The organism is Rhodococcus yunnanensis NBRC 103083, from assembly GCF_001895005.1.
GTDB lineage: Bacteria > Actinomycetota > Actinomycetes > Mycobacteriales > Mycobacteriaceae > Rhodococcoides > Rhodococcoides yunnanense.
In genome coordinates this window covers 23,182-35,578 of sequence record NZ_BCXH01000005.1, presented here as the reverse complement: position 1 = coordinate 35,578, position 12,397 = coordinate 23,182, and the positions used below count along the sequence as shown (strand labels likewise).

At 64.0% G+C, this 12,397-nt stretch carries 14 protein-coding genes; 3 read left to right on the top strand and 11 right to left on the bottom strand.

The features are described 5' to 3' along the window. Positions 1 to 525: 525 nt before the first annotated feature. Complete coding sequence (locus tag RY1_RS10285) at positions 526 to 1,287, bottom strand: hypothetical protein (protein WP_139279795.1); 762 nt, start codon at positions 1,285 to 1,287, stop codon at positions 526 to 528. Between the two features lie 71 nt (positions 1,288 to 1,358). Here RY1_RS10285 and RY1_RS10280 point away from each other — a divergent pair, with 71 nt between their 5' ends. Both RY1_RS10280 and RY1_RS10275 read left to right on the top strand, forming a co-directional pair. After that, a complete protein-coding gene (locus RY1_RS10280; RefSeq protein WP_072803468.1) occupies positions 1,359 to 1,760 on the top strand; it encodes a VOC family protein in 402 nt (133 codons plus the stop codon). Between the two features lie 120 nt (positions 1,761 to 1,880). Next, positions 1,881 to 2,435, top strand: coding sequence for a hypothetical protein (locus RY1_RS10275; protein ID WP_072803467.1), 555 nt, complete (start codon positions 1,881 to 1,883; stop codon positions 2,433 to 2,435). Between the two features lie 16 nt (positions 2,436 to 2,451). Here the strand turns inward: RY1_RS10275 and RY1_RS10270 are convergent, their stop codons facing one another. The 4 genes from RY1_RS10270 to RY1_RS10255 form a co-directional block, all read right to left on the bottom strand. After that, positions 2,452 to 3,255, bottom strand: a complete 804-nt coding sequence (locus RY1_RS10270) for a tyrosine-protein phosphatase (RefSeq protein WP_072803466.1) — start codon at positions 3,253 to 3,255, stop codon at positions 2,452 to 2,454. Between the two features lie 69 nt (positions 3,256 to 3,324). After that, positions 3,325 to 3,738 carry a phage holin family protein gene (locus RY1_RS10265; RefSeq protein ID WP_072803465.1) on the bottom strand — a complete coding sequence of 138 codons (414 nt, stop codon included), beginning with the start codon at positions 3,736 to 3,738 and terminating at the stop codon, positions 3,325 to 3,327. A 55-nt stretch (positions 3,739 to 3,793) separates the two neighbouring features. Next, on the bottom strand, positions 3,794 to 4,681 hold the full coding sequence (locus RY1_RS10260) for a DUF1214 domain-containing protein (RefSeq protein ID WP_072803728.1): 888 nt from the start codon (positions 4,679 to 4,681) through the stop codon (positions 3,794 to 3,796). Positions 4,682 to 4,746: 65 nt separating this feature from the next. Next, on the bottom strand, positions 4,747 to 5,121 hold the full coding sequence (locus RY1_RS10255; RefSeq protein WP_072803464.1) for a PLDc N-terminal domain-containing protein: 375 nt from the start codon (positions 5,119 to 5,121) through the stop codon (positions 4,747 to 4,749). 137 nt (positions 5,122 to 5,258) lie between these two features. On the opposite strand from RY1_RS10255, the gene RY1_RS10250 reads away from it, so the two are divergent. Next, positions 5,259 to 6,737: a helix-turn-helix transcriptional regulator gene (locus RY1_RS10250; RefSeq protein ID WP_072803463.1), complete on the top strand. Its 1,479-nt coding sequence runs from the start codon at positions 5,259 to 5,261 to the stop codon at positions 6,735 to 6,737. A 3-nt stretch (positions 6,738 to 6,740) separates the two neighbouring features. Here RY1_RS10250 and RY1_RS10245 read toward each other — a convergent pair whose 3' ends face one another. The 6 genes from RY1_RS10245 to RY1_RS10220 all read right to left on the bottom strand — a co-directional run bounded on the left by RY1_RS10245 (position 6,741) and on the right by RY1_RS10220 (position 12,397). Next, complete coding sequence (locus RY1_RS10245) at positions 6,741 to 7,097, bottom strand: hypothetical protein (RefSeq protein ID WP_072803462.1); 357 nt, start codon at positions 7,095 to 7,097, stop codon at positions 6,741 to 6,743. A gap of 59 nt (positions 7,098 to 7,156) precedes the next feature. Then, positions 7,157 to 7,582 (bottom strand): YybH family protein, encoded by a 426-nt coding sequence (locus RY1_RS10240; protein ID WP_072803461.1) that lies wholly within the window; start codon positions 7,580 to 7,582, stop codon positions 7,157 to 7,159. 71 nt (positions 7,583 to 7,653) lie between these two features. After that, positions 7,654 to 8,379: a dienelactone hydrolase family protein gene (locus tag RY1_RS10235; protein WP_072803460.1), complete on the bottom strand. Its 726-nt coding sequence runs from the start codon at positions 8,377 to 8,379 to the stop codon at positions 7,654 to 7,656. Positions 8,380 to 8,558: 179 nt separating this feature from the next. After that, positions 8,559 to 9,497, bottom strand: a complete 939-nt coding sequence (locus RY1_RS10230; protein ID WP_072803459.1) for a TAXI family TRAP transporter solute-binding subunit — start codon at positions 9,495 to 9,497, stop codon at positions 8,559 to 8,561. Positions 9,498 to 9,507: 10 nt separating this feature from the next. Further along, positions 9,508 to 10,872: an MFS transporter gene (locus tag RY1_RS10225; protein WP_072803458.1), complete on the bottom strand. Its 1,365-nt coding sequence runs from the start codon at positions 10,870 to 10,872 to the stop codon at positions 9,508 to 9,510. Between the two features lie 100 nt (positions 10,873 to 10,972). Continuing rightward, positions 10,973 to 12,397, bottom strand: coding sequence for a sensor histidine kinase (locus RY1_RS10220; protein WP_245819585.1), 1,425 nt, complete (start codon positions 12,395 to 12,397; stop codon positions 10,973 to 10,975).

Genomic DNA, 12,397 nt, shown 5'->3' with positions numbered 1-12,397 from the left:
TTGAGGCCGGACCGCCCGACCGGCGTCGTTGGCGACCAGCCACAACCCTGCCGGCTGAGGCCCGATGCTCGCGCTGCTCACCATGGTGTCTCCGCCTTCGAACTGCTCTCGCTTCGGTTGGCCTCCTTCGATGAGTTCTGCCCGTCGGCCCCATCGGATCGGTCGACACCGGCCATATCAACAGCTCCCAAACACGAACTGACACAATGCACTGGTGCGTAGATTGATTGCGGTAGGAGCCGCCGCGTTCCTGGTCGGCGGTCTTGTCTGCGTCGTGTTCGTGCTGTGGTGGCTGGGGCAACCGACTCAATGCGTCTCCAATCAGCCGTTGACGTCTCTCATCAATGACCCCGATGGCCCGGTGACACGCGCACTCTGCCCTGGGGTGGACGTCAGTCCCATGCCGTACCTCGTTGCTGGACCTCTTGTCGGCGCCTCGGTGGGGGCGATCGTGGGAATTCTTGCCTGGTACAGCGGATTTAGACTGACCCGCAGCCCGCGGTCATCATCTATGTAAGGCAGGTGTCAGCCGGCAGTCCACCGCAACTCGGGCAACAACGCCAAGACCGTCAGCTCGTCGATCGACAGCGGGACGGTCTCGGTCGTCCGGAGCTGGGCATCCTGGTTCGACGCCGACGCGGTGACATGAGTTCCGTCGGGCCAATAGACTCTCACCACCCGCGTAGTGGTCCGAACCCCATCGTATTCACTCCACGTCTCCTGAACGTCGACAACCGTTCCGTCCGAATGCACTTCACGCGAATCGACCAGGTCGGCACGGCACTCGACCGGACCGGGTTCGGCACGCGCCACGTTCACGGCAACCACTCCCTCGCCACCGTTCCGCGCCACCACGCCATCGGCCGTCGTGCCCGGATCGATGTCGAGCGCCGGATCGATCCGCGGAATGGGCTCGAATTCGAACGGGTCACCGCTGATGGATCCACCTGCGCTCGCATCGGACGTGACGACGCCACCGGGCAGCGCCCGACGCAGCGAGTCCGACATCGCCCGAGCCTTCGGCGCGTCGAGCCACGTGTTCGCAGGATCGTCGTACACGAGCTCACCCACCGCCACCTCGTAGGCGTACGCACGCTCCTCCTCGGGGGGCTCCACCGTCGCACATCCGGGAATTCGAACCGGATATTCGACGGGTTCGGCGACGTAGCCCGAGCCGACCGGTGTGGCGTCTGGACCTGGATCGTTTGTTGCCGCGGCAATCACCACGCCCACAGCGACAATCGCGAACACCACCGCCACATCGAGCCACACACCACTACTACGCACGCGTCGACGATATCGGGCCGACACAATCATTGGCCGTGGAGCTGACCGCCTTGTTCGAGTAGATTCGACCGATGTTGATTCTCGGCTCGACGGTGATCGGTGCCCGTGACATCCCTAGAGCGACTCGGTTCTGGTGTGCAGCCCTCGGCCTGACTGCAGGCGAACCCAAAGCAGGCGGCGGATTCACCAACCTGTTCGACGCCAAGGGAAAGCTGCAGCTCTCCATCCAGAACAGCAGCCAACCCGCAGAACACACCCCTCGCCTGCACCTCGACCTGTACGCACCGGACGCTGCAGGGCAGAAAGCCGAAGTGGCGCGACTTCTATCCCTGGGTGCACAGACAGTCGACTGGGACTATCCGGAGGGAGCCGATTTCGTCGTCCTCGCCGACACCGAAGACAACCGCTTCTGCGTCGTCGACAACACCGGTGCACCCGACGGTTTCCGCCTCGACTTCCCCGATATCGACTGACGGGCTCTCCAGCCAAGGGGTGCTTCGCCGAGGACACGATCCGATCAATTCGAACCCATCGGCCGCAGCCACGCGTCACAATGCTTGAAGTGTGAACGTGATGCAGAGGATCGGAGACCGATGAAGCGTCTGAGCAAGGCAGCCTCGACGATCGTGGCAGCAATCATTGCCATACTCGTCGGATTCAGCGCCGGCTCGGTAGCGCATGCCAACCCTCCCGTCGACCCCGTTGCTGCTCTGACCTCGGTCGGCGTACCTGCCGAGGTCGCCGCCCTGGCCGCCCACGCTGTCCCAGTCGTAGGCGGCGTCGACACCGTCAACCTGGCCAACCCCAGGGGCGGATTCCCCGGATCACAGGTCGATGCCATCATCGACCACCCCGCTCGAAACGTGACGGTGGTGCAGCGCTGGCTCGAGTACGAACCGTCGCGCCTCCAGGTCGGTTGGGTGAACCTCGGTACGGGTCGGGCAGGAATCACCGATCTGCCGGGCTCGGCGCCGGGAACCATCGACGGGCTCTACCCCACCATCGACCGGACCGGCGTGTTGCCCACGGGCACGGGGCCGGTCGTGGTCGTCGTATACGGACAGATTCCCGGCTGGTCCGGCCTGATCCCGCTGGCTCCGGAGTACTTCGGCTACCTGACTCCGGCGGTCGCCCTGTTACAGGTCTAGTAATTCTCCTGCGGTTCTACCGAACCGCAGTGAACCGCTCGCGCAGTGCGACGAGTTGCGACTCACTGAGCTTGAGTCCGTTCAGTGCGTAGTCCTCGACTGTGCCGAAGTGTGTATGCATCTCGTCGAGGGCGGCGTCGAAGTAACTGTCACGGACTCCCAGGAGCGGACGGATCAGCCCCGCGTCGACGCCCTTGCTCGAGACGAATTCGAGGATCGGTTCCGTCATCGGTGTCAGATCGGTGTTCGTCTGCAGGTAGTCGGCGCGTACATCGGCTTCGTCGGCGCCGAGAAGGAGCAGGAAGGACGTTGCTGCCCACCCTGTGCGGTCCTTTCCGGTGGTGCAGTGAAAAAGTGCTGCGCCGGTACGCTTTACATCGATCAGATCGGTATAGAACGCGCGGTATGCGTCGAGTGCCGAGGGCAGGCTGACGAAGTTGCGGTTCGCTTCCTCCATCTGTGCAATCCCGCGTCCGCCTCCGATACTTTCGGCGTACGTCACCGGATCGGTCATCAGTAGCCCAGTGGCCGCGGCGTTCTGGGCATTGTCGGCAAGGACGTCGAGCCAGAGCATCCGCACCGAATCCGGGAGATTGTCGGGGGCGCCGTCGCGCTCGGCGGCGGTCCTCAGGTCGTAGACGGTTCGGATGTCCAAACCGGCGACTGTGTCGACATCGTCGCCACCGAGTTTCGCGAGCGTCGCCGAGCGGTAGAGCGCACCTGGACGGACGATGCCACCGGCAACGGCAATCCCACCGAGGTCACGGAAGTTCGGGGCGGTGCTGAGGAGAACGCGACGATCTATCGGATGACTTGACATGGCTGACTCCTTTGAGCGGGCTCACAGCGAACAACGTGTCGGGCACAGATCCTCACCGACGAATCACCATCATGCCTTCTGCACACTGCGCACGAGCTTTTCGGCACTACGCCGTTTCAGCCACTTGTCGATCACCAGGGCCATGAAGATCCACCCTCCCAAAGCGGTGATCACCCACACGATGATCGGGGCGAGGATCCAGGAGCCGACGCCGTCGATCTGAATGCCGTCGGGCACCAACGATGCAATCCACAGTGCCAGCAGCGTGGCGACCAAGCCGACGCCGCCCGCCAGCGGTGCCGCATAGTGCAGCGCCACGCTGAGTACGAATGGGCCGAGAATCATGTGAGCGAGCGTGAATACACCGATCGCGGCCAGGAAACCGTTCACGCTCAGGTCGACCCCGGGTAGAGCGAAGTGCACGACGATCAACGCAATCGCGCCGAGTACGCATTGCGAAACGAGCTGAAACAGCAACCTCACGGTGTGTGCCTCCTGAGCAAGTCGAGTAACCGGATGTTTTCAGAACCGATGGCCGCTACAGCGCTTCGGGACGCGGCGGTGTCCAGGTGCCGTCGAGCACGGCGGGACGCGGACGATACAGGCGCAGCACGTAGTTCCATCCCGGCATGATGGGCAACGCATTCGCAATGCCGTCGAGATGGGTTCCCAGGCGGATGGTGGTGCTGCCGTCGGCGTCGGGAGTGACTGTGAGGCTGTTGATGCTGTTGACCCCCAGCGCGTTGTCCTCGAAGTATCCTGCCTCGTTGTAGAGCGAGATCGACCAGAATGCGTCCACCGGAACATCGTTCAATCGGAGGCGGTACTCACCGACGGGCAGGCGTCCGTCGAAGTTGACGTAGGTCGCCTCGTATTCAGGAAGGCCACCCCAACCCGAGGCCGTGCCGAGCAGATGCATGATCGGATCGACCTCCGCGACGGTGCCGAACGACCGGTCGTACTTGGTGACTCCGCGGGCGAGTGCGAGGATCGCGTCGCGGGTCTCGGTCTGCGTACGCTCGTCGTAGTCGGGCAACGGGAACTCCCCGGTTCCACCACCGTCGATCACGAGGGCATCCTGCAGCCGATTCACCTCGGCCCCATCTTCGGGGCTGTTCGGATCGACCAGGATGCGCACGATGACGGCGGCGTAGTCCGTCCCTACCAGTTCACGCGTGAGCAGGTGCTGTCCGGGATCGCGCAGGATGACGGGACCATAGTGATCCTGACTGATCACCCACGCCGAGATGTACCGCGTGTCGGTATCCGGCACGGAAATTGTGACATCCTCGCGCACGTCGATGATGACGCTGCTGTACAGGGTGTCGCGGTTCTGGCGAATGATCGGCTGGTCGTCGAGCGGTCCGAGCTCGCGGGTGTGGTTCCACGTGCCCAGGCCGACTCCTGCGGCAAGGCGAGCAAACATCAGATCCGACTCGGCCCGAGTGAAGTTCAGGACGTTGACGAGTATCGCAGACTTATCCGGTTCGCTCACGAGAGGACTTTGAGCTTGAGCGCGGCGTACTCGTCTGCGGTGATCGCCCCGGCGTCGAGGAGTGCTGCCGCCGTGGCGATCTCCTCGCTGGGGCCCTTCCCCGCAACCTCACGGATGTACGATTCAGCCGCACTTTCTGCCTCGCGTGCAGCCTTTCTGCTGCGTTCGGTCATCCCTTCGGCACGGGCAACGAGGTAGACCAGCGCGGTGACGATGGGCAGGAACAGCAGAAAGAACACCCAGATTGCCTTCAACCATCCGTTCAACTTGTGGTCGCGGAACAGATCGGTGATTATCGCGAACAGCGCGAACAGATAGCCGATGAACACTGTCGCCGACAGCATCCAGCCGAGAGTTTCCCAGAAGGTCATGTGTGATTGTCCGTTTCTCTTCGAGCGCGGGGGTGCGGCCTACGAACAGAAATTCTCACTGGTTCCGCAGGCTGCCGATCGCGGTCTCATCCTCAGGGGATGAGATCGACGCTCGACTGTCTCGATATCTTCGATAGATGATCGAAGCCGTGCGTCATGCACTTGCCTCCGGCAAGCCGGAACAGGCCCGAGGAGTTCTACGGAAGAACTGGCTTCGTCTGATTCTCGAATCTCACACCACCGAATTGGAGCAACTCTGCCTGAAATATCCCGATCCACACGATTCGCATATTCTGCTGATCCGGGCGTGCTGCCGCGACCTCAGTGGCGACCCCTACGGAGCGGAGTTTCTCCGAGGACAGGGATTGCGTGTTGCGTCGGACGATTTCGTCGCCTGCTTCACCGACCTGCTGCTCGCGCCGGACACCTCGACGAAAGCGGCCATCGCCGATCGTGCGCGCCACGCGCTCGCCCAGTGCGACCCGGAGGACGACTACCCATCCGCGCTATTCCTCCTCGGGTGGACCGAGGTCAGGCTTCGTCGAGATCTCGCACGTGCCATCGCACTGCTTCGCTCCGCCAGCGATGAGGCGAAATTGCAGTCCCGTACCGAGACATTTCGACTCGCGCAATCCAATTTGGCCTTTGCGCTCACCCACGCGGGAGTATTCACCGAAGCCGAACGAATCCTCGACAAGCTACCCACCAGGGAAGCGGTGTCCGACTGGGAGCGGTTCGAAGGCGGCCTCCCACAGTCGAATCGAGGGTGCATCGCCTACTGGCGCGGCGACTTCGAGGAGGCGATTGCTCAGTTCGACTCGATCATCACAGAGGGGAGCCCCGGAACCGATTTCGAGGCGTTCGCACGCCTGTATCTGGTGATGTGCCTTGTCGCCGTCCATCGAGAGGACCGGTACCACAACGCCTCTCGTCTACTACGTGGAGTCAGCACCACAGACAAACACGGCGTCCCCTGGGATACGTTGCGGCGCGTCACCACCGCTTGCCTTGCCCACGCGCAGGGCCAGGACGAACAAGCACGCCGCATCGCATTTCCCGCGCTTACCCGAGCAGGCGCTGCGGTCGCTCACGCGCTTCTCGCGGAGCTCTATCGCGTCATGGACGAACCGGAACTCTCAGCCCAGGCGCTTCGCCTCGCGACGTCCGCCGCGCTGCCACGATACGCGTTGGTCAGTACACTTCTCACCTCGTCCGCGCTGAGTTCCATTGCAGGACAGGGCATACTCGCGCACGAGCAGTTGGATCGTGCGCTTGCCGAGGCAGCCCCAGAGCGGATTCTTGCCCCGTTCCTCAGTGACGATCCGATCATTGCCGATCTCCTGAACGCACACGCGGTAGCTGGTTCCAGACATGACGAGTTCCTGTACGCGGTCCTCGAAAGACGGAACCAGCTGTCCGCCAGGCTCGCCGGAGTTCTGACAGAACGAGAGAAAGAGATACTCGCGTATCTGCGTACCACGAAGACCGCAGACGAGATTGCTGCGCACCTCGGCATCGCCTACCCCACCGTGAAGACCCACATTCGCTCGATCTACCGCAAGCTGGGAGTGAGCACACGGCGTGCGGCGGTTCACTCCGCCGCAGCACCGAGTTGAGGATCACCGACGACCGACGTCCGCATTCCGGCGGTCGAGCAGAGTGCAAATGCCCGACAGCGCCACCCCACCACCGAGGTAACCCAGGAATACCGGTGAGAAGATCTCGGGCTCGTCGGCGTGAACGATCCCCCACACCAGCCCGAAGACCCCGCAGACCAGCCCCACGACCGTGACGACGACCGTGAGCTTTGCGCTCAGCCGAGACATCGGACCGGATATCAACGCTGCCAGCCCGGCGAATATGCAGACGAAGACGCCGGATACGAACAGCTCTTCGAGGTCCAACACTCTAGAGGCGGCGATCAGGACCACGCCGACGACGAGGATGCCCAACTCTGCAGCAGGCTTTCGCGTCACTACTTTGTCCGATCAGAGGTCGACGGTTTCTCTCTCCCCAACCTTACCGAGCACCCGGCTCAGCTTCGGGCGAGGATGACCTTGCCGCTGTCGTCCACCGGAGCAGAGGTGTGTTCGTGGGTGACGAGCCATCGGCCCTCTCGTCGCACGAGCACCCAGGTCAACCGATTCTGCAGTTGCCGCAGCCTCTCACCGGACGCCGATACCGCCGCATAGGTCGCGAAGGCGCTCACCGAGGCGAGGTCACCTCCGACCGTCACCTCGACCTCGGCGAACTCGACCACCACCCGGTCCTCCCCGAGGGACGAGAACCACTGACCGACGGATTCCGCCCACGCCGGTAGTCCGACGTATTCCCACGTGGACCACAGGTCGAAGATCCGGACGCCCTGGTCGAAGAGCGTCAAGAACCGATCTGTGTCCTTCGCGTACGCGGATTCGGTGTACACGTCGAGCAGAGCCCGCACGTCGTCTTCATCAGCCATGGTGCCGTCCCTTCAGTCCTGAGCGCCTCCCGGAAGGTAGCGGCGACCGAGCGGCCCGTCAACCATTTCACTCAGCCAAGATGGCGAGCGAAGAAGCGGTTCGCCTCCTTTCCCGCGAATTCCGGAACACCGGTGTGGCCGCCCATGTTGGCGTGCAGCGTCTTCTCCGCGGACCCGAAGGCGTCGAACAGATCCAGTGCCACCTGCCGGTCGTTGTTCTCGTCGTCCCATTGCAGCAGCACGTGCAGCGGAATGGCTACCTGCCGGGCGTCGTCGAATGTCGCTCGGGGAACGAAACTTCCAGCGAACAGAGCAGCGGCGCTCACGCGCGGTTCGACGACGGCCAATCGTGTGCCGACGGCTATCAGCCCGCCGGAATATCCGACGGGACCGCAGATCTCGGGCAGTGCGAGGAGCGCGTCCAGAGCGGCTCGCACTTCCGGGACCGCCTGGTCGACCAGCGGGAGGACGAGCCGGTCGATGATCTCGTCGGGTACCGGCTCGCCCGCCCCCAGCGTGCGGCGCAGGTCGGCACGGGCACGATCGGCGGTGGGCAGACGGGGCCGCTCGCCGCTACCGGGGTTCTCGATGGTGGCCGACGCGAAGCCCTCTGCCGCGGCGGATCGGGCGCGGGCGGCCAGCCGCGGGTACATCGCGTCGAGTCCGCCGGGATGGCCCAACAGGATCAGCGGGGCCGGTGAGGATGTCGGCGTCCACAGGATGCCGGGGATTCCGTCGAGGGTGAATGCGCGCTCGCGCACGCCGTCTTCAATGGATCGTTCGGAAGTGAAATGCATGGTCGAACCTTTCGGGAGGGCGGTGACGGCGCTCCCGGGCGACCTATCGCCCGACCATGACTCCAGAAGGGAGCACCCACGTCGATACTGCGTTCACGGGTACCACCTCCTCGTTGTCCTGCACGGCGTCAGAAAACTAGCATCGACGGCGGGCGTCCGCCACTGGTTTTCGCTGCCGGTCACCCGTGGCGCCGGCGGTACTCCTGTTCGGCGCCGGGATGAAGAGGAATAGTGCCCGTCATGATGAGCGAGCGGGCGTCGAGGAACTGACTGCCGATGGCCTGCCCGGGAACCAGCGCCGACGACCGATCGAGCAGCAGGCCCACCAGATCCGCAACAGTCCCATCGGGCACTCCGGGATGCACCAGCAGCAGGTTCGGGATTCCGACCGTGGTCACCGCCGGATGTTCGCCGTACACGTTCGCGGGCACCGGCACACCCTCGTACGCGGTACCGAACTCGCGCCTCAGATCCGCCACCAGCGCACCCAGATCGAGCAACCGGATCGCCGTCGGTGGATCGGCGAAGGCCGGTGTCGGCAGCCCGCCTGCCCACATCACGGCGTCGACCTCCTTGTCGGACAACGCATCTGCCGCCGAACTCATCGACAGCTGCACTTCGCGTACGGCACCGGGCTCGGCCACGCCTGCAGCGTCGAGGATGCGCTGCGACACCAATGTCGCACCCGATCCGGGGGCGCCGATACTGATCGCTCTCCCCCGAAGATCGTCGACGGTCTCGATTGCCGAATCTGCACGCACAGCGACCTGGAAGTAGTTCTCGTACACGCAGCCCACCGCCGTCAGATCCTGACTCGGATGGTCGTAGGCGGCGTCGATGAGTGTCATCGCCAGCTCGGCCTGTCCGGAGGCCAGTGCTTCCAGGTTGTCGACGGAACCGGCTGTGGTGAGTGGAACCACCTGTGCGGCAGCAGCTTCGGTGGCCACCTCGGCGAGCAGGCCGGCGAACTCCCAGAAGAAGCCGCCCACTTCGCCTGCTGCGAGACGCAACTGCGGCGGCGGGCCGGAAGCGCAGGAACCCAGTGCGGTCGCCCCGAACGCCACCACACCGGCCCGCAGCGCCGCTCTCCGGGAGAACGACGCTGCGGGCTCAGGCATGGGGCTCACTCTAGTTACCGAACGCGCGGCCCTGCTCGCGGTCGAGGACGGTCTCGGATTTGTTGCGGAGAACGAAGATGTAGACCAGGAGCGATACCGCGATCACGACCGTCACGTAGAAGATGAACCACGGCACGTGACCGCTGTTCTTCGCAGCCTGGTAGATCAGCGGTGCGGTACCGCCGAACGCGGAGTTCGCGAGCGCATAACCCAGGCCGACGCCGAGGGCACGCACATGCGAGGGGAACAACTCGGCTTTGACGATCGCATTGATCGAGGTGTAGCCGGTCAGGATGATGTAACCCACGCACACCAAGGCGAGCGACTCGACCACCGATGTCGCCGTCGGCAGATACGTGATCAACACGTAGGTGTACAGCACGCCGCCGATTCCGAAGAAGACCAGCAACGGCTTGCGGCCCACCTTGTCGCTGATCAGTCCGCCGATGGGCTGGAGCAGCATGAGGAAGATCAGGCTGAAGAGGTTGATCCACGTTCCGGTCATTCCGCGGTCTTCGTAGGCGGTCTTGATCATCGAGGGAGCGTTGACGCTGTAGGTGTAGAACGCGATGGTGCCGCCTGCCGTCACCAGGAAGCAGATCACCAATGCGCGCCAATGGTTGATCACCAGTTCCTTCAGCGAGCCGGAGGATCGATCGGCTCCGGTGCGGACGGCGTCGAGCTGATCCTTGGTCAGCGATTCGTCCATGCTGCGACGGAGCCAGAAGACCACCACTGCTGCGACGCCACCGATGAAGAACGCGATGCGCCAACCGAAGTCCTCGATCTGCTCGCGGTCCAGGAACGTCTGCATCAGCAACAGGGTCACCTGCGCGAGAACGTGCCCGCCGATGAGCGTGACGTACTGGAACGACGAGAAGAATCCGCGACGCTCACGAGTGGCGGCCTCGGACATGTAGGTCGCCGACGCGCCGTACTCACCGCCGGTGGCGAAGCCCTGGACCAGACGGCTCAGGACGAGGATGACCGCCGCCCACACACCGATGCTCTCCCGCCCTGGGGTGAGTGCGATGACCAGCGAGCACGCCGCCATCATCGAGACACTGAACGTGAGAGCAGCGCGTCGGCCGTTCCGGTCCGCGTAGCGACCGAAGAACCACGAACCGACCGGTCGCATCAGGAAGGTGACCGCGAAGATCGCGTACACGTAGACCGTCGAATTCTTGTCCGCCGAATCGAAGAACTGATTCTCGAAATACGTTGCGAAGACGGTGTAGACGTAGACGTCGTACCACTCGACGAGATTGCCCGACGACCCCCGCAGCGTGTTGAGCACTGCTCGACGGGTGGCGGCGGGGGACGAGACGGGCGGCGTCGGCCGCGACGCTGCGGTCGATGTGGCCTCGTTGGCCATGGGTTGGTCCTTCCAGATGCTGGTCACCGGTAGCGGGCTGGTGCTGATTACCCCTACTGTGACCGCTGGCACAGCCCAGAACCAAGCTGTTTCCGATTTCCTAACACTCCCTTAGGAAAGTCAGCTCGATCTTCAGCCCTGACGGTTCGGCTGCACTCACTGCCAGGCTTCCGCCTGCTCGCTCGGCCAGTGCGTGGACGATCGCCAGACCGAGCCCGGTCCCCTCACCGTCGGCGCTCGACGCCCGGAAGAATCGGTCGGCGAGCATCGGGAGCTCACCACCGGGCACACCCGGCCCGGTGTCGGACACCCACATCGTGATGTGGTCGTGGTCCTCGCGGAAGCCGATCTCGACAACCGCCCCGGCGCCTGCATATTTCGTCGCGTTGCTCAGCAGGGCGTCGAGGATGCGGATCAGGTCGTCTTCCGGAAGTGCAACGAGACAGGCGCTGTCGGGCGCGACGATCGTGGAGGTCATCCCGGCCACTGCCATTGTGCTCGACCAGAATTCGGCGCGGCTGACGATCGTCGCACGGATGTCGCACCCGGCCGACGCCGTGTGGGCCGGCGTCTCGGCAGCAGCGAGAACGAGCAGATCTTCGACGACGGTGGACAGCCGGTCCACTTCCCGCGTCGTCTTCCGGTGTGCTTCGGTCGCCGAATCGGGCACCCGCATTCCCAGGATGTCGAGCCGGATTCGCAACGCCGCCAACGGGTTGCGGAGTGTATGAGCGGTATCTGCGACGAGCCGTCGTTGCGCGGTCGTTGCCGTCTCGACGTCGTCGGCCATCGCGTCGAACGCGCTGGAGAGCTCCCTGACCTCCGGCGGCCCGACGTACTCCGCTGTGGGCCGCCGGGCCGGTTCGGTCGGTAGCTGATCGTGAAACTTGTCGCCGAACGAATGAACCCGCGAGGACAGCGCAGTCAGTGGCCGAACCACCCAGCGCGACAATGCAGCAGCGATCACCGCGACGGTCACCAGAATCAGAAAAGCTCCCAGCGCGACGACCAACCAGGCCACCAGGACGTCTCGGCGTGCGGTGTCGGTGGACGCGGCGATGACCACGGCGCCGTCGACCTGGGTTCCGCCGCCGACCGGCGCCGCTATCAGCACCGAGGATTGCGACCACGGCGTCAAACTCGAAGGGACGCGGCCACGTTGATTTCGCAACGCGCCTGCGATCGCCTGCTGTACGTCGGCCCGCTCGAACTCGAGACCCGACAGCGCACGCGGCTGACCGGTGCGATCGACGACGACTATCCCCTCGTCGTAGAGGCTGGCGTACCGCTCCACCGACTCGCGAAGACCCGTGAGCGGAGCCTGCGGAGCGAGCCCGGATGGACTCGGCACACCCGATGCGTCCTCCCGCGAGCTGAGTTCTGCGAAGAAAGTTGCTGCCGCGGCGCGGTTTTCGCCGAATCGCAGGACGCGTTCGCGGCCGACCGACAGCGCCAACGGCACCGCAAGTGCGAGGACGACCACGGTGGAATAGATCATCAGCACCACCAGGACACGGCGTCGCAC